Annotated in this window: 20 protein-coding genes; 6 read left to right on the top strand and 14 right to left on the bottom strand. The window is 71.8% G+C overall.

What is annotated here, in order from left to right:
• Window positions 1-85 precede the first annotated feature (85 nt).
• Window positions 86-628, top strand: a complete 543-nt coding sequence (locus tag FXF51_RS21080) for an SMI1/KNR4 family protein (protein ID WP_262379707.1) — start codon at window positions 86-88, stop codon at window positions 626-628.
• Here the strand turns inward: FXF51_RS21080 and FXF51_RS21075 are convergent, their stop codons facing one another.
• Window positions 629-1075, bottom strand: a complete 447-nt coding sequence (locus tag FXF51_RS21075; protein ID WP_148436250.1) for a nuclear transport factor 2 family protein — start codon at window positions 1073-1075, stop codon at window positions 629-631. It lies immediately after the preceding gene.
• 115 nt (window positions 1076-1190) lie between these two features.
• On the opposite strand from FXF51_RS21075, the gene FXF51_RS21070 reads away from it, so the two are divergent.
• A complete protein-coding gene (locus FXF51_RS21070; protein WP_187414482.1) occupies window positions 1191-2201 on the top strand; it encodes a helix-turn-helix domain-containing protein in 1011 nt (336 codons plus the stop codon).
• Here the strand turns inward: FXF51_RS21070 and FXF51_RS21065 are convergent.
• Window positions 2175-2633 (bottom strand): winged helix-turn-helix transcriptional regulator, encoded by a 459-nt coding sequence (locus FXF51_RS21065; protein ID WP_148436248.1) that lies wholly within the window; start codon window positions 2631-2633, stop codon window positions 2175-2177. The two genes, FXF51_RS21070 and FXF51_RS21065, sit on opposite strands and share 27 nt — an antisense overlap.
• A gap of 90 nt (window positions 2634-2723) precedes the next feature.
• Here FXF51_RS21065 and FXF51_RS21060 point away from each other — a divergent pair, with 90 nt between their 5' ends.
• Complete coding sequence (locus FXF51_RS21060; protein WP_148436247.1) at window positions 2724-3896, top strand: MFS transporter; 1173 nt, start codon at window positions 2724-2726, stop codon at window positions 3894-3896.
• Here the strand turns inward: FXF51_RS21060 and FXF51_RS21055 are convergent.
• The 11 genes from FXF51_RS21055 to FXF51_RS21005 all read right to left on the bottom strand — a co-directional run bounded on the left by FXF51_RS21055 (window position 3865) and on the right by FXF51_RS21005 (window position 19828).
• Window positions 3865-4710 carry a hypothetical protein gene (locus FXF51_RS21055; protein ID WP_148436246.1) on the bottom strand — a complete coding sequence of 282 codons (846 nt, stop codon included), beginning with the start codon at window positions 4708-4710 and terminating at the stop codon, window positions 3865-3867. The genes FXF51_RS21060 and FXF51_RS21055 overlap by 32 nt on opposite strands.
• 18 nt (window positions 4711-4728) lie before the next feature.
• Window positions 4729-5379: a GNAT family N-acetyltransferase gene (locus tag FXF51_RS21050; protein ID WP_148436245.1), complete on the bottom strand. Its 651-nt coding sequence runs from the start codon at window positions 5377-5379 to the stop codon at window positions 4729-4731.
• 86 nt (window positions 5380-5465) lie between these two features.
• The gene (locus FXF51_RS21045) at window positions 5466-5855 is read right to left on the bottom strand and encodes a hypothetical protein (protein WP_148436244.1); all 390 of its coding nucleotides are present in this window, start codon (window positions 5853-5855) and stop codon (window positions 5466-5468) included.
• Between the two features lie 91 nt (window positions 5856-5946).
• The gene (locus FXF51_RS21040; protein WP_148436243.1) at window positions 5947-8778 is read right to left on the bottom strand and encodes a TIM-barrel domain-containing protein; all 2832 of its coding nucleotides are present in this window, start codon (window positions 8776-8778) and stop codon (window positions 5947-5949) included.
• Complete coding sequence (locus FXF51_RS21035; protein WP_148436242.1) at window positions 8775-12047, bottom strand: TIM-barrel domain-containing protein; 3273 nt, start codon at window positions 12045-12047, stop codon at window positions 8775-8777. The genes FXF51_RS21040 and FXF51_RS21035 overlap by 4 nt, the downstream gene beginning before the upstream one ends.
• Window positions 12048-12062: 15 nt before the next feature.
• The gene (locus FXF51_RS21030; protein ID WP_148436241.1) at window positions 12063-14336 is read right to left on the bottom strand and encodes a TIM-barrel domain-containing protein; all 2274 of its coding nucleotides are present in this window, start codon (window positions 14334-14336) and stop codon (window positions 12063-12065) included.
• The gene (locus FXF51_RS21025) at window positions 14333-15424 is read right to left on the bottom strand and encodes a glycoside hydrolase family 15 protein (protein WP_148436240.1); all 1092 of its coding nucleotides are present in this window, start codon (window positions 15422-15424) and stop codon (window positions 14333-14335) included. Before FXF51_RS21025 ends, FXF51_RS21030 begins: the two co-directional genes overlap by 4 nt.
• A gap of 35 nt (window positions 15425-15459) precedes the next feature.
• The gene (locus FXF51_RS21020) at window positions 15460-16725 is read right to left on the bottom strand and encodes an ABC transporter substrate-binding protein (RefSeq protein ID WP_148436239.1); all 1266 of its coding nucleotides are present in this window, start codon (window positions 16723-16725) and stop codon (window positions 15460-15462) included.
• A 13-nt stretch (window positions 16726-16738) separates the two neighbouring features.
• The gene (locus tag FXF51_RS21015) at window positions 16739-17545 is read right to left on the bottom strand and encodes a carbohydrate ABC transporter permease (RefSeq protein WP_148436238.1); all 807 of its coding nucleotides are present in this window, start codon (window positions 17543-17545) and stop codon (window positions 16739-16741) included.
• Window positions 17538-18485: a carbohydrate ABC transporter permease gene (locus FXF51_RS21010; protein ID WP_148436237.1), complete on the bottom strand. Its 948-nt coding sequence runs from the start codon at window positions 18483-18485 to the stop codon at window positions 17538-17540. Before FXF51_RS21010 ends, FXF51_RS21015 begins: the two co-directional genes overlap by 8 nt.
• Entirely contained in the window at window positions 18482-19828 is a 1347-nt protein-coding gene (locus FXF51_RS21005) for an ROK family transcriptional regulator (RefSeq protein WP_148436236.1), read from the bottom strand. The genes FXF51_RS21010 and FXF51_RS21005 overlap by 4 nt, the downstream gene beginning before the upstream one ends.
• 187 nt (window positions 19829-20015) lie before the next feature.
• On the opposite strand from FXF51_RS21005, the gene FXF51_RS60875 reads away from it, so the two are divergent.
• Together FXF51_RS60875 and FXF51_RS21000 are read left to right on the top strand one after the other, a co-directional pair.
• Complete coding sequence (locus FXF51_RS60875) at window positions 20016-20159, top strand: hypothetical protein (protein ID WP_187414481.1); 144 nt, start codon at window positions 20016-20018, stop codon at window positions 20157-20159.
• The gene (locus tag FXF51_RS21000; RefSeq protein ID WP_148436235.1) at window positions 20156-20638 is read left to right on the top strand and encodes a PASTA domain-containing protein; all 483 of its coding nucleotides are present in this window, start codon (window positions 20156-20158) and stop codon (window positions 20636-20638) included. The genes FXF51_RS60875 and FXF51_RS21000 overlap by 4 nt, the downstream gene beginning before the upstream one ends.
• A 55-nt stretch (window positions 20639-20693) precedes the next feature.
• Here the strand turns inward: FXF51_RS21000 and FXF51_RS20995 are convergent, their stop codons facing one another.
• Entirely contained in the window at window positions 20694-21710 is a 1017-nt protein-coding gene (locus tag FXF51_RS20995) for a MerR family transcriptional regulator (protein ID WP_148436234.1), read from the bottom strand.
• A gap of 329 nt (window positions 21711-22039) precedes the next feature.
• Here FXF51_RS20995 and FXF51_RS20990 point away from each other — a divergent pair.
• Window positions 22040-22391 (top strand): RNA ligase family protein (locus FXF51_RS20990; RefSeq protein WP_187414480.1); only part of this gene is annotated, 352 nt, incomplete at its 3' end.

The following is a 22391-nucleotide window of genomic DNA, read 5'->3' as shown; positions in this document are numbered from 1 at the left end:
CACCGTCCGCCGCGGAAGGGAACCTTCGAGGACACCTTCACCTTCACGCCGGAAGGAACCCCCCGCAGGCGCTAATCTCTTCGTCGTGGCGGACACGACTGCAGACCTCGCACTCCCCGCGGCCCTCACCGAAGTGGCCAGGATCGGCTTCGAGTGGGAGTACGACGAGGAGACGGACGAGGACCGCGGCTGCGACTTCCAGCTCTACCCCCAGTTCGAGGAGCCCGACCGGACGGCGTGGTGGTGGCGCCTGTGGACCGGCAACCCCGAGGTGGACGGCGGCGAGTTCCGCTTCTTCGGCACCACCGGGGCGGGCGACTACACCGGCTTCTGGCTGACGAGACCGGGCGCGGCGATCACCGGCCAGCCCGTGGTGCACATCGGCTCCGAGGGGGAGCGCGACGTGATCGCCCGGGATCTCGGCGACCTCCTGTGGCTGTTCGCCGCCGGTCTGGGCCCTGGCGAGGCCGCCGACGACCCCGAGGTGTCCGCGGAGCCGAACGAGGCCTTCCGCGTGATCGCCGAGCGGTACGCGTCCGGCCGCGGCCGTCCGCCCGCCGAGATCGTGGCCGCCGCGCGGGCGGAGTTCCCGCACTTCTCGGACCTCATCGACGGGATGTGCCGCTGATCAGGGTCGCTCGTCAGGGCCGGCCGGAGCGGGCGAACGGAACCACGCCGCGCCGCGCTGCGTGTCCATGTACTCGCGGACCCGCTTGATCAACCCCGACTCCAGCTCGAACACGAAACAGTACTCGTTGTCGTAATGCCCGCCATGGCTCAGCGTCGCCAGCAACCGCATCTCGACCACCACCACGTCACCATCGGCGTAACAACCACCGAAGCGCAGCGACACGTCGTCGACGAACACCGTCGAGAACTCCTCGGTGAGGAAGCGCACGATCCGCTCCCGGCCGATGAGGTGGTGTGTCCCGTCGAGGGCGAGGGACGTGGCGTTGCCCGCCGGGGCGAGCCATTCCGCGTCGGGCGTGAAGACGGCGCGCACCTGGGCGGCGTCGCGGGTGGCGAAGACCTTCCACGCGTCGATGACGAGTTGCTTGTTCGATACGGAGCTCATCGCGGCGACCTTCCTGTCTGATGGACGCCCCGATTCTCACGGCCCGCCGGCCGCCGGATCTGGCCATATTCGGTCAACCTCGCCCCCGCACTTCGCGTGGTGCCATGCTGGAGTGATGAACGCAGTCGGCGCCGTCCGCACCACCGGCATCTACTGCCGCGACGACTGCCCGGCTCGCCCCCTCCCCGCGAACACCGCCCGCTTCCCGTTCGCCGCCGCCGCGGAGGCGGCCGGGTTCCGCGCCTGCCACCGCTGCCGCCCGTACCGGCGCGATCTGACGGTGGCCGACGGCATGCCGGAGCTGGTGTGCCGGGGTGTGCGGCTGATCGCGGGCGGCGCGCTGGACGACGCGACCGAGGGCAGCCTCGCCGACCGGCTCGGCGTGTCGCCGCGGCACCTGCGGCGGGTGTTCCTCCAGTACGCCGGGGTGACGGCCGACCAGCTCGCCCGATCGCGGCGCGCGCACTTCGCCCGGCGGCTGCTCGACGACACGGATCTGCGGGTGGCCGACATCGCGTTCGCGGCGGGGTTCGGCAGCGTGCGGCAGCTCAACCGCGTCCTGGCCGAGGTGTTCCGGGCCACGCCGGGCGAGCTGCGGGCGCGGCGGCGGGTCGCCGACCGGTTGCGGGCCGACGGCGGGCTGGCCGTCAGGCTCGCCCACGACGGGACGCTCGACTTCGCGGACGCCCTGCGGCACCTGTCCGCCCGCGCGACGCCGGCCGTCGAGGCGGTGGACGGCGGCACGTACCGGCGTACCATCCTGGTCGACGGCGACCCAGGGATGATCGAGATCAGTCGGCGGTCCGCGACGAAGCTGCTGCTCGTCGCGCATCTGCCGCGGCTCGACGGCCTGATCCACCACGTCGGCCGGGTCCGGCGGATCTTCGCCCTCGACGAGCCAGGGGCGCCGTACGGGGCGTGGGATCCGTTCGAGGCCCGCGTCCACGACGTGGTGCGCTCCGGGGTGCCGGACGCCGCCGCGGCGCGGGCCGTCATGGGCGACCTGGCCCGCCGGTTCGGCACGCCCGTGCCCGGCCTCGGCCCTGCAGGGCTCAGCAGGACGTTCCCGCAGCCCGGCGCTGCGTTGCTGCGGAGCCTCTCAGTCCTCGATCTTGCGGACGTGTGACGCGCCGGCGGACAGCGGCGTGCCGTCCTGGCCGAGCGGCAGCAGCTCGGCGACCTCCCTGCCCTGACCGTCGAGCAGGACGGAGTGCGGCTCGCCGGGGGCGAAGGCGTGCCGCTCGCCCCACTGCCGCAGCGCCACGACGGCCGTGAACAGGTCCTGCCCGGCGGCGGTGAGCCGGTAGGCGTGCCGCCTGCCGTCGCCGTCGTCGGCGCTCCTGTCGAGGATGCCCTGCTCGACGAGCCTGCGCAGCCTGTCGGTGAGGATGTTGCGGGCGATCCCGAGCCGCCGGCGGAACTCGGTGAACGTGGTCGCCCCGTCCATCGCGTCACGGATGATCAGCAGGCTCCACCGGTCGCCCACCAGATCGACGGTCCGCGCCACCGGGCAGGCCGGGTCGGTCCAGGCGCTTCCCGCGGCGAGCGTGACGTCCATCCGGCCCCCTCAAGGTGAGTTGCAAACTGAAACCATTATGCCCTAGCGTCGAATAGGTTGCGAATTGAAACCTATCGGAGGGTGTCAGGGATGACCGGAAGGCAGCGGGCCGTGCTCGCGATGGTGTGCGCGGTGGCGGTGTCGGCCGTCTACGGCATCCAGCCCGTCCTGGAGGCCGCGGGCCAGGACCTCGGGCTCGGACGGGCGGCGCTGGGCCGGCTGGTCGCCGCCGGGCAGATCGGCTATCTGGCGGGGCTGGTGCTACTCGTCCCGCTCGGCGACCTGTTCGACCGGCGCAGGCTCATCACGGTCCACCTGCTGCTCACCGGGGCGGGCGCGGTCGTCGCCGCCACCGCGGGTCAGGGTGGCGTGGCGATCGCCGGGATGGCGGTGGCGGGGCTGTTCGCGGTGGTCGTGCAGATCGCGGTGGCCTACGTCGCCGCCGTCTCACCGCCCGGCGAACGGGGCCGCAACATCGGGACGGTCACCTCCGGCGTCGTCGTGGGCATTCTCGGCGTGCGCATCGTCGCGGGCACGCTGGGCGAACTGGCCGGGTGGCGGGCGGTCTACCTGGTCATCGCCGGGCTCTGCGCGCTGCTCGCGCTCGCCGCCCGGCACACCCTCGCCGCCGACCCGCACCGCCCCCGTGCCCGGTACGGGGAGCTGCTGGCGTCACTGGGCCGCCTGGTCGCCGGTGACCGGCTCCTCCTCGGCCGGGGGCTGGTCGCGTTCTTCCTGTTCGCCTCCTTCGGTACGTTGTGGAGCGGGCTGGCGCTCCCGCTGGGGGCCGCACCGTGGCACTTCGGCAGCACCGAGATCGGGCTGTTCGGACTCGCCGGGCTCGCGGGGGCGCTGGGCGCGGCCCGGGCGGGCCGGTGGGCCGATCGGGGGTGGGCGTTCCCGGTGACCGGATGGGCGCTGGCCCTGCTCACGGCGTCGTGGCTGCTCGTCGCTCAGGCGGGGTGGTCGTTGTGGCTGCTGATCGCCGGCGTGATCGTCCTCGACTTCGCCGTGCAGGCCGTGCACGTCAGCAGCCAGCACCTGCTCACCACCGCCAGGCCCGGCCGCAGCAGCAGCGTCATCGGCGCGTACATGGCGTTCTACTCGCTCGGCTCCGCGCTCGGCGCGATCACCACCACCTGGGCCTACGCCACCGCCGGATGGGCGGCCACCAGCCTGCTCGGCGCGGCGTACGGCGCGCTCGGGCTGCTCGTCGCCGTCGTGACGCGGGTCAGGACAGGGCGGCCAGGTATCCCGCGGTGACCTGGCGCAGCGCGCCGCCCACGGTGAGGAGGTCGTCGCGGGCCAGGGCCGCCGAGTCCACCTGGACGAGGTGCTTCCCGGAGGTGGTGAACAGCACCATCCTGCCGCCCGTGGTGACCAGCCATCGATCCGCCGCCAGGCGCTCGCAGCCGTCCGCGCTCTCCCGCACCCACTCCGCGCAGCTCGCCGCCGGGTCCCCGGTCGAGATCTGCACGAACACGTCGGGCTCGCTCGCGCGGTTCACGGCGTAGTCCAGGGCCAGAACCTCGTCGGAGATCGTCCACACGTGCGCGAGCGTGCGGCCGGGCACCTCCTCCGGCACCACCAGAGGGAGGGACGCGGCGTAGAGGGCGGTCAGCTCCTCGCGGAACCGCCGGTCCATGGCCTCGTCCCGCTGCTGCTGGACCGTGGCGGACGCGATCACGCACACGGACACGGCGGCGGCCGCGACGCCCCGGGGCAAGCGCGACGTCGTGGCCGTCAGCGCCGCGGCGGTCGCGTAGCTGAAGACCGCCAGCGCGGTGAACGCGAAGGCGACCAGCTCCGGGGAAGGGCTCGTCACGGTGAGGTCGGCCGCGTTCTTGGCGACCAGTAACAGAAGCGGGGCCAGGAGCGCGGCGCGTACGGGATGGGTGATCCTCAGCAGGTGGGCGAGCAACCAACCGGCGGGGACGACCACGCTCACGGCCAGGACCACGTTGATGTGGGCCACGTAGTCCAGCACGTCCGGACGGTACGTCTGCGCGACCGGATGCGCCAGCACGAGGCCCGCCGCCAGGCCGACGGCCGCGCCACGGACGAGATCCTTTCCCATGCGCCCACGATGCCATGATCAGCCGCGGCTGTCGCTTCCCCCCACGTCCGGAACGAGCAGCGCCTCCGCGCCCATCGGCACGTACCCGGCGGCGAGGAACGCCCGGACGCTGGCCGCGTTCCCCGGCGCGATCTGCGCCCACAGCGGGCGCGCGGCGAGCTGCCTGGCCGCACGCGCCAGCGCCCGCCCCAGCCCGGCCCCCCGATGGCCCGCGTCCACCTCGATCGCGACCTCCCACCGGCCGGCGACGCCCCGCCCCAGGACCAGCAGCCCTCCCGGGCAGGTCCAGACGCGTACGTCGTCGCGGTAGCGGTGGGCGCGCCGGACGCGCGGATGCGCCGCGTCCGTGATCTCGGTCAGGTCCATCGGCGGGTCACCGGCGCAGGGATGGGCCAGGGCGAGCAGATCGAGGTTGTTGACCCGGCGTCCCGTGCGTTCCTCCAGTGCCCGGAGGAAGGGCGGGTTGAGCGGCGCCGACAGGTCGCCGTCGTCGGGGAGGCGGGACCTGATCCAGCCCTCGTCGACATCGGCGCAGATGACGTTGTGCGCGGTGAAGGCGATGACCCCCGCGTCCCTGGGGGAGGGCTGCGGGACGATCGTGGGCCCGGCGCCAGGTTCGGGCAGGTGTCCGCGTTCCGCGTCGGCGAGGATGTCCGGCAAGGTGAGCACACTCAGACCGTAGACGCAGACCGGTCCCGGCCTGACATGAGGAAACGGCGGCACCAGCGAGCCGGTACCGCCGTTTCTCAGGTCTGTCAGCCCTCGGAGCGGTGGTCCTCACCCGGGCAGAAGGTCGGGCGGCTGTTCTTGACCGAGCGCAGGTTGTCCAGGCTCATCCAGCCGTACGTCTTGCTGCCCTTGACCCGGGCGTACACCCAGTGCTTGCCGTACCTGTTCAGGGTCCAGCAGTGGAAGTAGAGGACCTGGCCCGCCCGGAGTCTGGCGACGTTGCCGCACGCGGCGTACGGGGCGGTCTTGAGGTTGAAGGTGCCCTTCATGACGCCCGTGCCGTGATCGACGTTCGCCGTCCGCGGCACCGGGCAGCCCGGCAGCGTCGCGGCTGACGCGGCCGGGGCGCTCAGCAGGGACGCCGCCAGCGCGCCCCCGAGCGCCAGCGTCCCCATGGTCTTGAGTGACGGTCTCATGCTTTCTCCCCCTGGCATGATCCAGTTGTGTTGCCAGGACGGTAGGAAGGGCGGCTTGCCGATCTCTTGCACGCCGCTTGCCGCTGCTGGGTCAGAAGGTGCCGGTGGTGGTGCCGGCGCTCCCGCTCGCCGGTGTCGTGAGGACGTTGTTGCCGCCCGGCTGCCACTGGTCGGCCGTGTCGGGGAAGCCGGCCTCCTGCCGCTTGACGCACTTCCACTCGACCGGGGTGCCGGGCGGCAGCTTGCCGATCGTGCCCGTCCACGTCGGGTAGGCGGTCGGCGACAGCTTGACGGCGCTGGCCACCGACCAGGCGCCGAGCTGCGGCGCGCTGCCGACCGCGTAGACCGACTGGCCGGGCGTGCTGGTGCCGTTGTGGCAGGTGAAGGTGGCCGACACCGGCGTCTGGCCGAGCGTGAACACGAACGACTTGGCCGTGGTGACGGACGTGGCGGCGGACTTGGCGACGACGAGGTTGCCGCCGGCGTTGTACCAGCCACTGGTGGCCGCGTCGAAGGCGGGCTTGGTGGCGTGCTGGGTCAGCGGGCTGCCGTTGAGGGTGACGGCCGACGCCTGGGTGTCGGTGACGAGTTCGACGACGTTCTGCCTGCTGGCCGGAGCGCCCGTGTAGGTGCCGCTGGAGGCGGCCACCGTGACGGTCGCCGTGCCGCCGGTGAGCTGCTGGCTGATCTGGGTGGTGCGGACGGCGCCCGTCCGGTAGGCGGTGGAGGCGCCGTCGTCCTCGTACAGGGTGAAGTTCGTCGCCGTGGCGCCGGCGTGGACGCGGGCGATGAGCTCGTTCCTGGTGGTGGCGTCGGTGCGCTTGCCCATCACGTTCATCGTCTTGTCGTCCACGTGCATCCTGGGCAGGATCGCGCCCGCCCGCGCGAAGGCCGGCAGCCTGAAGGCGCCGTTCACCCACAGCGGCCGGTCGGTGAACCACTGGCCGGTGCTGGTCAGCTTCTCGCCGGTGGCGTAGTCGTACCAGGTGCCGGCGGGCAGGTAGACGTCCCGCTCGCGCTCGCCCGCGCCGGCCACCACGGCGACGAGCAGGTCACGGCCGATCAGCTTCTCGTGGCCGGCTTCGCGCAGGTTCTGGTCGTTCTGGTAGTAGTAGGCGGGCGGCGGCACGACGGGCTCGCCGTGCAGGTAGGCGCGGTGGGCGAGCGAGTAGTAGTAGGGGGTCAGCTCGTAGCGCTGCCGGAGGTTGGCCAGGTTGCTGGCGGTGTGGCCGATCTTGTCGGGGGAGGTCTGCGCGCAGTTGCACAGGTTCTCGGTGTGCGGGCGCACGGGCACCTCGAACCAGGCGCCGTTGGCGAACCACTGCGTGTACAGCTCGTTCAGGTCGGAGTTGAGCATCTCCCTGCGGAAGCCGCCGATGTCGGAGCCGTAGTAGTCGATGCCGGACATCGACATGTGCAGCTGCGCGTTCTGCTGCTGGGCGAGCGCGGTCAGCTTGGAGCCGATGTCGGCCGACCACATGGCCACGCCGTGCCGCTGCATGCCCGCCGCGCCGGAGCGGGCCAGCATGAACGGGCGCTTCGTCCCCGACGCGTAGCCGCGGGCGATGCTCTCGGCCCACTTGAGGTTGTAGACGTTGTGGTAGTCGGCGTGGGCGTGCTTGCCGGGCAGCACGCCGGCGGTCCAGTCGCCCGCGTCGTACATCTCGGGCTCGCCGAGGTCGAGCCAGTGGCCCTGCACGCCGGCGTCGATGAGCGGCTGACGCTTGAGCGTGTGCCAGTAGTCGCCCGCCGCGTTCTGCGTCCAGTCGATCATGCCGCCACGGCCCCACCAGTCGTTGACGGTCAGGTACGCCGGCGCGCACGCCGCGCACCCGGCCCGCACGAGATGGCCGCGGGTGGCGAGGTCGGCGTGCTCGGGCAGGTTCTTGCCGACGTAGGACTCCTCGATCGTCATCAGGCCGACGCCCTTGTTCGCCTGGTAGTCGGCGATGGCGGCCGACGGGTTGGGGAAGGCGGCGGTGTCCCAGGCCAGGGTGCCCATCCTGGTGTTGTCGGAGCCGGCGCTCACCCCGCCGAACCAGGGCAGGTCGAGCACGAAGCCGTCCACCGGGAACGCGGCGGCGCGCAGCCCGGACAGCCGGTTGTCGATCTCCGCCCAGTTGTCGTAGCCGAACTCCGACACCCACAGGCCGAACGCCTTCTTCGGCGGAACGGGCGGCCTGCCCGTCAGCTCCATGTAGTCCTTGCGCAGGTCGGGCAGGTCAGGCCCGGTCATCGTGTACCACCTGAGCTGGTCGCCCCAGGTGTCGATCGTCCACGGGTCGCCGGTCAGGTTCCACTCCTGCTTGTAGACCTGGTCGAGCAGCAGCCCGTAGTTCAGGTTCGAGGCGCCGACGGCGAACAGGACGGGGATCTGGGCGTTGCCGACCGGGCCGTTGTCGGCGTCATAGGCCATCGCGTTGCCGTACGGGCCGCCTGGGCCGCGGGTGCGGCCGACCCAGTCGCCGTCCGCGCTGCCGCCGGTGAAGAACTGCTCACCCAGCCCGTACGCGTGCTGCGCCGACGCCTTGCTGACCGTCAGGCCCTTCCACGCCTGGGCCAGGTTGCGCGGGCAAGCCTCGTACAGCAGCCGGACGGGGTCGGACACCTTCACGCACAGCGTGCCGGCCGTCACCTCGACCTTCATCCCCGCCGTGGTGAGCGTGTTGCCCGACTGGCTGAAGCTGGACGGCCCCGGATAGTCGGTCTTGGCGATCTGCGGCGTGGTGAACAGCGGCGAGCCGGTGCCCGGCGACGTGCCGTTGGCCAGCTCGAAGTGCACCAGGTCGTCGTCCAGGAACTCCACGATCAGGTAGGTGGAGCCGCTGGTGAACTGCACCCGCTGGACCGCCGCCTGCGCGGGCGGCGCCACCAGCAGGGGCAGGAGCAGGATGGTCAGGAAGACGATCGCACGTCGGGTCATGGCCGGGCCACCACCAGGTTGTCGAGGTTGATCCCACCGGTGTTCGAGGCGTCGTACGCGATCCTCACGGTGTGCGCGCCCGCGGTGAGCGAGGTGCTCAGCGTGGCCGTGCCCCAGGTGTCCCAGTTCGGCAGCGCGGGCAGCGAGAGCGTGCCCGCGGCGACGCCGTCCACGTAGACGGTCCTGGTGGCGGCCACCGTGGTGGAGTAGCGGAACTTGAGCTGGTGGCCGCCCGCCGCGTCGGCCTTGACGTTGAACGTCACCGCGTCACCCGAGGTGGCGAAGCCGTCGGTGAAGCCGGTGCCGGTGTAGCCTGCGTGGTCGTTGTTGGCGGAGGTGCCGGCGCCGGTCGCGAACTCCGACTCGTAGGCCGCCTTGTCCACGCCGTTCAGCGTGACGGTGCGGCTGGACGCGGCGGCGGCCAGCTTGACGTGGGTGAGCTGCTGGACCGGGTCCCACCACCAGCCCTCGGCGGCGGCCTTCAGGTCGGCCAGGCTCGCCCGCGCGGTCGCCCCCGTCACCGACGCCGGCTTCGTGCTCGCGACCTGCAGCGTGCTGGTCGTGGTGAGCGCGGGCACGGTGACGGCCACGGTGTGCGCGGCCCAGTTCTCGGCCGAGGTGATCGTGCGGGTGGCGTTCGCGGAGTCCTCGAAGTAGGCGTACGACGTGGAGCCCGCCGGGTAGACGCGGAAGGTCAGGTTCGCATAGGTGTCGACGCTGTTGCCGGTCTGGCCGCCGAGCTGGTAGTCGGCGTTCAGGTTGAGCGGGATGATCGCGCCGGGCCTGGCGTAGACGGGGATGGTGTCCAGGCCGGCGGCGTAGGTCTTGGTGCCCGGGCCGGTGAAGCGGCCGCCGTTCCACAGGTCGTACCACTCGCCGGCGGGCAGGTAGACGTTCTTGGACGTGGCGCCCTGCGTGGTGATCGGCGCGACGAGGAGCTGCGAGCCGAACAGGTACTGCTGGTCGTGCCCGGCCGCCGCCGCGTCGCCGGGGAAGGCGAAGCTCATGGCCCGCATCATCGGCACGCCCGTCGTGGCGGCGGCCCTGGCCTCGGTGTAGAGGTACGGGATGAGGTTCATCCGCACGTTGGCGAACTTGCGGAAGGCGGGCACCACGCTCGGGTCGCCGGTGCGGGCCTGCACGTTCCACGGGGTGCGGGCCTCCGAGACGCCCGGGTTGGCCTTCTCCGAGTGGTACTGCATGATCGGCGAGAACGTGGCCTGCGCGGCCGAGCGCAGGTACAGCTCGGCGCTCGGGAAGTCGCCGGTGAAGCCGGCCAGGTCCCACGCCGTGTACGGCACGCCCGACTGCCCCGCGCTGAGCTGGGCCCGCACCGCCTCCTGGAAGGCGGAGAAGCTGGAGTTCTGGTCACCGGCCCAGAAGATCGACTTGGTCTGGGCGCCGGTCGTGCCCGCCCTGCTGAAGATCGTCCCGTCGGGCTTCCTGCCCTTGACGTAGGCGTTGTAGGCGCCGGTGTAGCTGTTGGGGTAGGCGTTGTGCATCTCGTCGCCCTTGCGGCCGTCGGCGAACTGCACGCCCCTGCCGAAGACGGCCTCGCTGCCGTCGGTCTTGAAGCCGTCCACGCCGACCTCGTCGATGAGGTAGTCGCGCTTGCTCATCCACCAGGCGGTGGCCGCCGCGCTGGTGAAGTCGGGGATCGTGCTGTCGCCGAACCACTGCCCCGTCGGGATCCGGTAGGGGCCGTTGGTGGCGTTCCTGGCGAGATAGCCCTGCGCCTGCGCGTAGGCCTTGTCGTTGAGGTGCTGCTGCGGCGGGGTGGACGGGTTGCTGTCGAAGTTCTCCTTCAGCACCGGGATCTGCCAGAGGATCATCTTGATCCCCTTGCTGTGGGCGTCGGCGACCATGGCCTTGGGGTTCTGCCACGCGCTGCCCGCCGGGAACGTCAGATCGCCGTAGGCCAGCTTGCCGCTGCCCGGTTTGGCCGTGTACGTGGCGCCGTGCCAGACGTAGAAGGTGGCCTCGTCGCTCCACTGCTCCAGCACCATCGCGGTGTGCGGGATCTGGTACGTGCCCGCGTTCGCCAGCTCGGCGCTCACCTCGGCCTGGGTGTTCCACTCGTTGGCCGACATCCACACCCCGAACGCCCACTTGGGCGGAAGCTGCGGCCGGCCGGTGACGGCCGTGTAGTCGTCCACGATCTCGGCGGGGGAGCCGGCGAAGAAGTGGTAGTCGAGCGTCGAGTTGAGCGCGCCGCCGGTGTCCACGGTGAAGCCGGCCAGGTCGCTCAGGTGCGTGTTCAGGTTGAAGATCGCGTAGCGGGTGCCGCTGACGTGCACGCCGTACCCGGCCGAGTTGAGGAAGAACGGCACGCTCAGGTACGTGCGGCGGGTGGCGCCCTGGTCGCGGTACTGGTTGTAGACGTAGTGGTGCACGTCGGTGCCGCGCTGGTCCAGGCGGTCGTAGCGCTCGCCGAAGCCTTCGAAGCGCTCGCCCGGCGGCGACAGGAAGTGGTCCTCGATCTTCGTGATGGTGGTGGCGCCGTCGCTGGCCCAGCCGATGTTGCGGAACGTGGCGGGGTCGTACTGGCGGGTGATCAGCGTCGTGCCGTCGCCCTTGAAGACCGACAGCCGGTACGGCGCCTTCTGGATCTTCAGCACGAGGGAGGCGGTGGAGATCGTCAGCGTGCTCGCGGAGTCCGTCACCGTGTAGCCGGAGACGCCGGAGATGTTCAGGCCCGACCCGCTGGGGGCGATCTGCGTGCGGAACCGGTCGAGCGCGGGGAACGCGAAGCGGATCTTCGGCGTGAAGCTCCCCGCGCTGTCACCGGTCGTGACATCCACCGACGTGCCGTTGTTCACGAACCCCGTCACGTTCGTCACCGTGCTCCACGAGGTGACGGTGAACGCGAACGGGCCGGTGCTCCGCTGGCCGGCGCCGTTCACGTCGGCGTTGACCGTGTAGGAGATCTTGTCGCCCCTGGCGAACGTGCCGAGGTTGATCTTCCAGTAGCTGTTGTTGCCGTTGTTGTGGTCCCAGGCGGCGCCCACCGGGGTCTGCGCCGCTCCGTTCTTCGTCCAGGTGACCCAGACGCTCTGACCCGGCTCGATCGGCCAGGTCGTCGCGTTGATCTGGACCGGCTCGCCGGCCATCGGGTCGCGCGGGGTGCGTTCCGTGGGCTCGGAGGAGTAGAGGTCGTCGATTCCGGTCGGGTTGTGGTGGACGCCGTCCAGGGCGTAGGCGGGGGCGGTGACCAGGGACGCGAGCAGGACGAGCACCGTGACGACGGCGACCGACCGTAACCGGCTCATGGGGGGTGGCTCCTCTCAAACGGCGAACAACGACGACAATCGGCTCCAGTGCTCCGCCGCGCACAGCACGGGCGGGCGGTCGAGGGGCGCGGGCAGGCTCACGGTCCGCCCGCCGGGCAGCTCGCGCCCGGTCCAGACGTCGACCCAGCCGCCCTCCCTGTCTGGGAGGTAGACGGACGTCTCGCTGATACCGGGCTCCGTCACGGGCGCGACCAGCAGCGCGTCACCGAGCTGGTACTGCAGCGGATGCCGCCACACCTGCGGGTCGTGCGGGTGGTCGAAGAACAGGCCGCGCATCAGCGGCGCCCCGCCCGCCGTCGCCGCCCGCGCCTGCTCCGCCAGGTACGGCACCAGCCGCTCGCGCAGCTCGGCCAGCCGCCGGAACACCGGGATCACCCGCTCGTCCCCGGTCTGCGCGGCCACGTTCCACGGCGTGCGGTCTCTGATCGGGGTGCGGTGGTGGTTGAACTCGGAGTGGTACTGCATGATCGGCATGAACGCCGAGGCGCCCGCCGCCCGCAGGTACAGCTCGGCGTCCGGCACCGGCCCCGAGAAGCCCGCCAGGTCCCAGCCCCAGTAGACGATCCCGCAGGCCGACGCCGTGATCCCGGCCCGGATCGAAGAGCGGAACGCCTCCCACGTCGAGTCCTCGTCGCCCGCCCAGAACGCGCCGTGCGGCTGCGAGCCCGCGAACCCGGCCCTGCTGAACGTCACCGGCGCCTTCCCGCAGTCACGCAGCAGATCGCCGAACGCGCGCGCGTAGTGCACGGGGAACAGCCCGTTGCCGGCCGCGCCGTCGCGCCCGTCGGCGTAACGCAGGTCGTGGCCCCAGGCGTGCTCGCCGCCGTCGGTCTTGAAGCCGTCCACGCCGACCTCCTCGACCAGGTAGCGGCGCTTGGCCGTCCACCAGTCGCGCACCTCCCGCGAGGACAGGTCGGGCATCAGCGCCAGCGGGAACCACCAGCCCCTGTTGCGGTAGGGGCGGCCGTCCGCCTCGCGCACGCCGTAACCGCGCTCGACGAGCTGCCGGGCGTCCACCGCGGCCTGGTGGCGCGGGTGGGGGCGCATCTTCTGCAGCGGGATCTGCCACAGCAGCACCTTGACGCCCCTGCGGTGCAGCTCGTCCACCATGCCCTTCGGATCGGGCCACGGCCCGTCGGCGGGGAAGGTGTAGTCGGCCAGCCGGTGCGGGTCCTGCGACGGCTCGTATTCGGCGCCGCGGAACGCCGTGAACGTCGTCTCGTCGCTCCACGCCTCGATGACCAGCGCGCCCACCGGGATGCCGTGCTCGCGGTGCCGGTCCAGCTCGGCCAGCACCCGCTCCTGGGTGTTCCACTCGTTGCCGCTGGCCCACAGCCGGAACACCCAGTCGGGCAGCTCGGCCGGGCGCCCCACCTCGTCGAGGAAGGCGTCCAGCACGTCCGCCGGGCGCTCGCCGTCGTAGAAGCGCACGCCCAGCTCGCCGTCCCGGCCGGTCTCCGCCTCCACCACGATCCTGCCGGGCCGCGACGCGCCCACGTCGTACCAGGTGCGCCGCGACGTGCGCACATGCCAGCCCCAGCTCGCCGCGCCGCCCACCACCATCGCGTACGGCATCGGCAGGTACGTGCGGCCGTGCCGGCCCTGCGCCTTGTACTGCTCGAAGACCACCGCGTCCAGGCTCCGGCCCCGCTGGTCCACGGCGTCGAACCGCTCGCCGAAGCCCACCACGTGCTCCCGCGGCTCCAGTGCCAGCTCGAACCGCACCCGCAGCGGCCCGTCGCCGTCGGCGAGCCAGCGCACGCTGCCCGGCACGACCCGGTCATCGCCCGCGATCTCCAGCTTGCCGCCCGCGTCCGACCAGCTCGCCGCCGTCACCTCGAACCACCTGCTCGTACGGGTGGCGCCGCCGGCCGTCTTCGAACGGAAGCGGTAGGCGTAGCGGGAGCCCGCTCGCAGGGCGGGAGTGCGGACGGCCCAGGAACCGGCGGCGGCGCGGGCGGCACGCGCCTGAGCGGCGGCCAGGTGCCCACCATCCACCGCGCCGACAGCGCCGGCCTCTTCGGCCGCGCCGGTCGCCGCGTCGGCCCCTTCCGCCGCGCCGGCTTCCCGGCGGCCGTCCCGCCTGGTCAGGGGCAGTTCGGCGGGTGCGGCGCCGTTCACCGACCAGTCGCACACGACGGAGACCACCTCCGCGGAAGCGCGCACCCGCAGCTCCACGCTCTCACCGTCGAGCGGCCTGGCCGGGACGCGCTGGTCCTCCGTGTCCGCGTAGGGATGCCCCGAGCCGTGGGGCCTGTGCCGGATCACGCGGTCACCCCCAGTTCATCGGCGAGGATCAGGTACATGCCGTGCGACCACAACAGCGGCGTGGCCACCGGGCCCCAGCGATCCAGCCACTCCTGCCGCCGGTCGGGGGCCAGCAGCAGGCCCGGCACCTGCTCGGGCAGGTCGCCCGCGGGGGTCGCCTGCGCCGCCATCCACTCCAGGTAGCGCTCGGCCTCCTTCCGGCGACCCGCGCGGGCGTGGTTCCAGCCGAGGAAACCGGCCAGCAGCAGCCAGCGGCCGCCGCCGTAGAAGGTGTCGGCGAGGTAGCGGTAGACGCCGCCGTCGCGGGCGAGCTGCCGCTCCACCTCGGCGACCGTGGCCTCGCCGACCGGGTGGCCGGCCGGGTACAGGCCGAAGGGCTCGACGCAGGCCAGCAGGCTGCCGTCCACCGCGTCACTGCCGAGCCACTTGCGCAGATGCCCCTGCCCGTTCCCGGTGACGCCTTCTTGTGTGACCAGCCGGGCGATGCTCTCGGCCGCCTCGGCCGCCGCCGCCGACTCCGCCGCGCTCAGCACGCCGAGCGCGACGGCGGCCCGCAGGCCCGCGTGGATCGAGCCGAGCGTCGCCACGTGCCGGTGCTCGACGTGCTCCTCCCACCAGTCGTAGCAGGGCACGTGCCAGAACGCGGTCAGGTACCGGGCCGCCGTCCTGACGCCCTTCTCCACACCGGGCACCGCCCTGCCGTGCCGGACGGCGTGCTCGCGCAGCGCCCACAGCCACGTGCCGTACCCGTCGAGCTGGAAGTCCCACCAGTCGTCGTCGCCGTCCACCCCGTCCAGCGTGAACCGGGTCGGCAACATCTCGGCTGCCGTGACCACCTCGCCGCGCCCCGCGCGGGACACCAGCACGTCCACCTGCCCGGCGCGGTCGCCGACCACCCGGGCGCACCAGGCGTGGAAGGCGTCCGCGCCGGCCACGTCGCCGTGCCTGCTCACCCCCTCGGCGATGAACGCGCCGTCCCGCAGCCAGGAGTAGCCGCGGTAGGCGGAGAAGGTGGGCGAGGCCGGGTAGGCCCCTGACGGCGCCTGCAAACTCTTGATCACGTCGAGGCTGTGCGCGACGAGGGACAACGAATCTCTCCTGAGTACGTAGAAACGGGGAACGGCTAGCCGAGCAGCGCGTCGACCTCGGCGGCGGCGGCCGTGAGCGCGTCCTGCACGCTCTTGCGCCCGGCCGCGGCCTCACTGAGCTCCTTGGTCACCGCGTCCTGCATCTCCTGCTGACGCTTGATCACCGGAGGTAGCGCGATCGACTTGAGCGAGTCGAAGACCGCCTGCCGGTTGGCCGGCTCCGGGTCCTTGAGGTAGCCGGACAGCACCTGCTGGTCGGAGACCGGCGGCAGCTCCCACGACGACTGGATGCGGGTGGTGGCCGCAGTGTCGGACGCCGACAGGAACCGGGCCCACGCCCAGGCCTCCTTGCCGTGCTTGGTGCCGGAGGAGGCCGCCACCGCGTTGTGGAAGACCGCGCTGGCCTTGGCCGAGTCGCCGGGCTCGACGACGACGTCCCACTCGAACGGCACGTCCTTCAGCCCGGCGAACTGCCAGATGCCGTTGTGCCACATGGCGAGCTTGCCGGACTTGAAGAGGTTGGTGTCGTAGTCGGCGGTGCCGCCGATCTCGGCCTCGGTCGGCATCGTCTTGCCCACCTTGGACACCAGCCAGGTGGCGGCCTTGACGCCCTGCGGGCTGTTGAACGCCGACTTCTTGCCGTCGGCGGAAAGGAACTCGCCGCCCGCCTGCTCCAGCGTCTTGTAGAACTCGAAGAACTGCACCGGCTGGAAGTCGCCGTAGACGCCCTTCTTCTTGTCGGTCAGCTTCTCGGCGGCGGCCTGCTCGTCCTGCCACGTCCAGTCCGCCGTGGGCGCGGGCACCCCGGCCTTGTCGAACAGGTCCTTGTTGTAGAAGAGCACGACCGTGGAGAAGGAGGCGGGCAGGGCGTACTGCTTGCCGTCCCGCTTGAAGGCGTCGAGCGAGGACTGCGCGTACACCGAGGTGTCCACGTCGCCCGCCACGGTGCCGAGGTCGAGCAGGGAGCCCGCGCTGGCGTAGGTGACGAAGTTCTCGTAGTTGAGCTCGAAGGTGTCGGGCGCGGTGCCGCCGGCGATGCTGGTCTGCAGCTTGGTGAAGTACTGGTCGAACGGGGCGGTCTCGACGACCACGTCCACGTTCGGGTTCTCCTTCTCGAAGGCCTTCTCGATCGTGTCGAGGTCCTTCACGTGGTCGGGCGCGGCGGAGAAGGTGAAGTACCGCAGCGTCACCTTGCCGCCCGCCTCGGCGGTGGTGCCCCGGGTGGCCGATCCCTGCGAGCAGGCGGTGGCGAGCAGCGCGGCGGCCGCGACGGCGCCGACGAACTTGATGTGTCGTGACATGGGGGGATTCCTTCTACTTGAGCCCGCTCTGCGCGACGCTGGCGATGACGTGCTTCTGCGCGAAGACGTACAGGATGAGGATCGGGACGACACTGACGACCGAGCCCGCCATCACCACGTCCCACTGCGTGGTGAACTGGCCGTGCAGGGTCGCCAGACCCAGCGGCAGGGTCATGAACTCCGGCGACTTGATGATGATCAGCGGCCAGAGGTAGCTGTTCCAGCTCGCCATGAAGCCGAAGATGGCGAAGGTGGCCAGGGCCGGGCGGATCAGCGGCAGCACCACGTACAGGAAGATGCGGAGATGTCCGGCGCCGTCGAGCACCGCCGCCTCGTCGAACTCCCTGGGCACCTGGTTGACGGCCTGCCGCAGCAGGAACACGCCGAACGCCGAGGCGATCGTCGGCGCCAGCAGCGCGAAGTAGGTGTCCACCAGGTTGAACGCGCGCATCTCGATGAACAGCGGCACGACCAGCACCGGCAGCGGCATCATCAGCGTCGCGAGATAGACCGCGAACAGCGCGCCCCGGCCGGGGAAGGGCAGCCTGGCGAACGCGTAGGCCGCCATCGCGCTGGTCACCAGCTGCAACGTGGTGGAGGCCGCGCCGATCCAGGCGCTGTTCAGCACGATCCGCCAGAACGGCAGCGTCTCCAGCAGCCGCCCGTACGCGTCCAGGCTCGCGCCCTCGGGCGTGAAGTCCGGCGGCACGGCCAGCACCGCGTCGCTCGGCGTGATCGAGGTGATCACCGCCCAGGCGAACGGGAACAACATGACCAGCGCGCCCAGCCCCACCAGCAGGTACCTCAGGACCTTAGCCATAGGTCACCCACCTCTTCTGGCCGCGGATCTGCACGATCGTCACCAGCAGTACGAGCGCGAACAGCAGCCACGACAGCGCCGAGGCGGCGCCGGCCCGGCCGTAGCGGAAGGTCAGGTCGTAGATCTGCGAGACCACCACCTGCGTCGCGCCGCCCGGCCCGCCGCCCGTCATGATCTGGACCTGGTCGAACACCTGGAAGCCGTTGATCAGCGAGATCACCACCACGAAGAACGTCGAGGGAGACAGCAGCGGCAGCGTGATGTGCCGGAACCTGCGCCAGGCCGTCGCCCCGTCCACCATCGCGGCCTCCTGGTACTCCCGGGGGATCGCCTGCAACCCCGCCAGCAGGATGATCATCACGAAGCCCAGGTCCTTCCAGGCCGAGGCGAGGATGATCGACGGCATCGCCCAGTCCGGATCCGTCCACCAGCCAGGCCCGCTCACCCCCACCAGGCCGAGCGCCCAGTTGACGATGCCGCTGGCCGGGTTGAGCAGCCACTTCCACATCAGCGCCACGACCACCCAGCTCGTGATCACCGGCAGGAAGTAGATGCCGCGCAGCAGGCCGCGCGCGGGCATCACCCGGTTCAGCAGCACCGCCAGGCCCAGGCCGCCCAGGTAGACCAGGGGGAGGTAGCCGGCGATGAAGTACAGGGTGTGACCGAACGCGGCGCGGGTGTCGGGGTCGGCGATCAGCTCGGCGTAGTTGCCCAGGCCCACCCAGCGCATGTCGGTGATGAGGTCCCACTCGTGGAGGCTGGTCCAGAACGAGCCGACCATCGGGATCAGGGTGTAGAGGGTCAGAGGGATCAGGCTCGGCAGGAGGAACAGCGCCACCGTGCCGGCGTAGCGCCAGCCGCCGCGCCGCCTCGGGCGGGCGTGGCCGACGGGCGGCCGGGGCTGGGGCGGCGCCTCGGGCAAGGCCTGACGGACGCTCATGTCGTGGCTCCGATCAGGCGGGCGCGGACCAGGCGGCCCTGCTCGCCCGCCGCGCCGGCGGAGTCGAACGGGGTGGCCAGCACGAGGGCCGCCGCTCCCTGCGCCCAACTCGTGTCGTCCCAGCTTTCCACCTCGACCGAGATGTCGCGCCGGCCCGGGTACAACTGGGCGCGCAGGGCCGGTTCGAAGCCCGTCCGCCACAGCGGCCAGTCGGCCGTGCCCTCGCCCAGCACCACCACGACCTCGGGGTCCACCACGTTGATCAGGCCTGCGGTGGCGCGGCCCAGGATCGCGCCTGCCTCGGCGAACACCTCCCGCGCGGCCCCATCGCCCCCGGCGGCGGCCCGGCCGAGCGCGGCCACCGCCCCCAGCGGGTCACGCGCGTCGAGACCACGCGCACCCGTGTCACGCGCGTCCATGTGTGCCTGCTCCTTCTCCGACCGGCGCGCGTCCATGTGTGCCCGCTCCTCCTCCGACCGGCGCGCGTCCGTCCGGCCCGCATGCGTCCGGCCGTCGCCCTGGGCCGCGCTCTGCCTCGCGCGGGCCGCGGCCAGCAGCCCCGCCGAGCCGACGAACGCCTCCAGGCACCCCCTGGCACCGCACCCGCAGGCAGGCCCCTCAGGATCCACCGGAAGGTGCCCGAACTCGCCCGCACCACCCCGCGCCCCCCGATACACCCGCCCATCGGCGACGATCGCCGCACCGACACCGCGCCCGATCGTCACCACGAGGAAGTCGCTGTGCGTCCGCCCCCGCCCGTACAACCGCTCGGCCGCCGCCAGCGCGTTGACGTCGTTCTCGACCAGGACGGGCAGGTTGAGCCGGCGGCGCAGCCGTTCGCCGACCGGCATGGCCTGCCAGCCGAGCGTCGGCGCGTTGACGGTGCCGACGGCCTGGTCGTCCACGCTGCCCGGCACCCCCACCCCGACGCCGAGCAGCGGCGGCACCCCGGAGATCTCGCGGACCACGGACTCGACCGCGTCCGCCAGTTGCTCCAGCGCGTCGGGCGCCGCCGGGTCGTGGGGCCGTTCCCAGGAGCCGAGCACCTCGCCGTCGAGCCGTACGTCCACCAGCACCAGGTGGTCGGCCGTCACCTTCACGCCGAGCGCCCGCCCGGCGCTGCCCACCAGCCCGAGCCGCTGGGCGGGACGGCCGCCGCGTGACGGCTTCAGGTCCAGCTCCTCCAGCATTCCGTGCCCGATGAGCTCCTTGGTGAGCTGCGTGACGGTGGCGGGGCTGAGGTCGAGCTCGCGGGCTATCTCGGTGCGGCTCAGCGGGCCGACCGTGCCCAGGAGGGCGAGGATCGCCGTCCTGGTGAGGTCGCCGCGGTCCGTGCCTGCCATGTGAGAGGACTTTCTTTAGGAATAAAGTTAGTGGTGAAGATACTGAGGCGCGGCCCACGTCCTGTCAAGGGTCCGAAACCTTCCTGAAACCGGCGGCGCGCTGATCCGTTCCATCCGCCGGAACGCCCGTGGAACGCCCTGCACATGAGGACTCCCACTCGAGGAGCCGAAGCAGGAGAAGACAACGATGAATCTCAGACGCGTGTTCGGCGTCATCGCGGCCACGGTGCTCGCCGCCGCCGGCCTGGCGGGGCTCACGCGGCCCGCCTCGGCGGCCATGGCGCTGCCGTTCGCGACGCCGACCACCTGCACTTCGGCATCAAGACGGTGACCGGGCACCTCCTCACCGCCGTCGGCGGCGGCGGTCGCACCACCGACGTCGTCCACACCAACGCGACCGTGCTGCAGGCGTGGGAGAAGTTCGCGCTGATCCGCCAGGGCGGGGACGGGTTCGCCATCCGGACCGTCAACGGCCGCTTCCTCACCGCCGTCGGCGGCGGCGGCCGGATCACCGACATCATCCACAGCGACGCGACCCTGATCCAGTCGTGGGAAATCTTCCGCGTCCAGTGCGGTCTCACGGCCGTGCCGAACGTGCAGAGCTTCGACGACGCCAGCGCCCGGCAGGCGATCGTGGCGGCCGGCCTGACGGTCGGCGCGGTCACTTTCGACAACACCTGCAGAGACGTGTTCGGCACCGTGCTGTTCTCGACCCCCAGCGCCGGCACGACGGTGCCGCTCGGGTCGGCGGTGAACCTCAGGGAGTCCAGCGGGGTGGACGGCCAGGGCCGCCCCTGCGTGATCCCCTGACGCCGGTGCCCTGCCGGTCATCGCGGGCCGGGACGATGACGTCCCGGCCCGTCCGCTAGGGCGACGGCGGCTCCTCGGCGCGCATCGCCTCGGCGATCCAGGCATAGGGGACGGAGTCGTGGCCCTCCTCGATCGCGACCCCGTTGATCCGTGCCACCAGCGACACGTACCGGCCGTGAGTGTCGTCGTAGACGAGGCTCCCGGAGGAGGCGTCCTCCTCGGCCATCCGGCGGACGATGTCGGGAATCTGCCGATACCCGTCCGCCATGCGGTCGCGCACCTCGGCGGTGAGCGGCGTGCCGGACAGCGCGGTGGCCGCCTCCATGAAGCGGGTGACGGCCCGCTGCGCGCGCGGCGACCTGGGCGACTCCCCGGCACGGCAGGCGGCGAGCAGCTCCTCCATGAGCGGCACCCCGCTCACGTGGATGAACTCCTGGAACGGCGCCGTCGCCAGCGGCCTGGTCTCCGGCGCGGCGTAGGCGTCGCGCAGGTAGGCGCGGACCGCGTCGCGGAACGCCGGGTCCGACACCAGGTCGGCCAGGTCGATCCAGGCCTCGAGCTGCGCGGCGGTGGGGTCGGCGGGCAGGACGGGACGCATCGTGCGCAACCGGTCGACGAAGCCCTCGGGGACGTCCAGGTTCGCGCCGACGTCGTTCCAGAAGTCGTCGATGATCCGCTCGCGTTCCTCGTCCGTCATCGAGACGAGCCTGTGCATCAGGCCGGCCTGCGCGGCCGTGCCGCCTTGCCTGATCAGGGCGGTCAGCACCGCGCGCCTGGCCCGCAGGGTGCGCTCCTGGCGCTCGACGACCCGCAGGTGGGTGGTGAGCAGGTCGTGCAGGGTGGTGCCGCCGTCGATCAGGCGGCGGATCTCGTCCAGGTCGGCGTCCAGCTCGCGCAGGGTGCGGACGAGCTCCAGCCGGGCGATGGCGTGAATGTCGTACAGGCGGTGACCGGCCTCGCTCAGCGCCGTGGGCGTGACCAGGCCGGTGTCGGCGTAGAAGCGGACGGCGCTCACGCTCAGGCCGCTGCGGCGGGCCGCGTCGCCGATGGGGTACAGCTCGTCGTCGGTCATGGGGCCACCTTCTTATCTCAAGCCGCTTGAGACGCAAGCCGAACGGCGTCCGGAGCTTCGGCCGTCGGCCGGAGCCGGCCCGCGTCGCGGGAGATGCGCAGGGCGTCTCCCTCGCGGTGAGCGGGCTGCCGCCCGTCTGGAGCCGGTGGACGGCTCGGTCAGCTCGGCTTGCTCGACGCGCTGGACGTGGCGCGCGTCCGGGGCGTGCGCAGGTTCGCCGGCGCCGGAAGGCGTGTACCTCGGCCGGGCCGCCGATCCCCGCTGAATATTGGCTGGAGAGCCTTGTCACGCCGCTTGTACAGTGACCTCCAATCGACGGGGGAGGGATCATGCGCGTGCACTATCCGCGTACCCCTCACCTGCCCTGGTCGCCCGGCGCGACCCCCGACGACGTGCGCGCGGGCGACCTGTCCGGGCTGCGCGGGCGCGAGGTCGTCGTCACGGAGAAGCTCGACGGCGAGAACACCACCCTGTACGCGGACGGCCTGCACGCCCGCTCGCTCGACTCCGGCCACCATCCGTCCCGCGCCTGGGTCAAGGGCCTGCAAGGGCGGATCGGCGGGCGCATCCCCCACGGCTGGCGGGGGGGGGGGGGGAACCTGTACGCCCGCCACCCCCCCCCCCACCAGGAGGTGGGGAGGTGGGTCTACCGGGTCTCGGTGGGGGGGTCGGGAGAGCACA

The organism is Nonomuraea sp. PA05 (genome assembly GCF_008086045.1).
Classification (GTDB): domain Bacteria; phylum Actinomycetota; class Actinomycetes; order Streptosporangiales; family Streptosporangiaceae; genus Nonomuraea; species Nonomuraea monospora.
This window is presented reverse-complemented; position numbering and strand designations above follow the sequence as displayed.

Coding starts and splice junctions, on each gene's coding strand:
- FXF51_RS21075 (WP_148436250.1), bottom strand. CDS start 1,075: ATGAGCTCCGTATCGAACAAGCAACTCGTCATCGACGCGTGGAAGGTC.
- FXF51_RS21070 (WP_187414482.1), top strand. CDS start 1,191: ATGAACGCAGTCGGCGCCGTCCGCACCACCGGCATCTACTGCCGCGAC.
- FXF51_RS21065 (WP_148436248.1), bottom strand. CDS start 2,633: ATGGACGTCACGCTCGCCGCGGGAAGCGCCTGGACCGACCCGGCCTGC.
- FXF51_RS21060 (WP_148436247.1), top strand. CDS start 2,724: ATGACCGGAAGGCAGCGGGCCGTGCTCGCGATGGTGTGCGCGGTGGCG.
- FXF51_RS21055 (WP_148436246.1), bottom strand. CDS start 4,710: ATGGGAAAGGATCTCGTCCGTGGCGCGGCCGTCGGCCTGGCGGCGGGC.
- FXF51_RS21045 (WP_148436244.1), bottom strand. CDS start 5,855: ATGAGACCGTCACTCAAGACCATGGGGACGCTGGCGCTCGGGGGCGCG.
- FXF51_RS21040 (WP_148436243.1), bottom strand. CDS start 8,778: ATGACCCGACGTGCGATCGTCTTCCTGACCATCCTGCTCCTGCCCCTG.
- FXF51_RS21035 (WP_148436242.1), bottom strand. CDS start 12,047: ATGAGCCGGTTACGGTCGGTCGCCGTCGTCACGGTGCTCGTCCTGCTC.
- FXF51_RS21020 (WP_148436239.1), bottom strand. CDS start 16,725: ATGTCACGACACATCAAGTTCGTCGGCGCCGTCGCGGCCGCCGCGCTG.
- FXF51_RS21015 (WP_148436238.1), bottom strand. CDS start 17,545: ATGGCTAAGGTCCTGAGGTACCTGCTGGTGGGGCTGGGCGCGCTGGTC.
- FXF51_RS21010 (WP_148436237.1), bottom strand. CDS start 18,485: ATGAGCGTCCGTCAGGCCTTGCCCGAGGCGCCGCCCCAGCCCCGGCCG.
- FXF51_RS21005 (WP_148436236.1), bottom strand. CDS start 19,828: ATGGCAGGCACGGACCGCGGCGACCTCACCAGGACGGCGATCCTCGCC.
- FXF51_RS60875 (WP_187414481.1), top strand. CDS start 20,016: ATGAATCTCAGACGCGTGTTCGGCGTCATCGCGGCCACGGTGCTCGCC.
- FXF51_RS20995 (WP_148436234.1), bottom strand. CDS start 21,710: ATGACCGACGACGAGCTGTACCCCATCGGCGACGCGGCCCGCCGCAGC.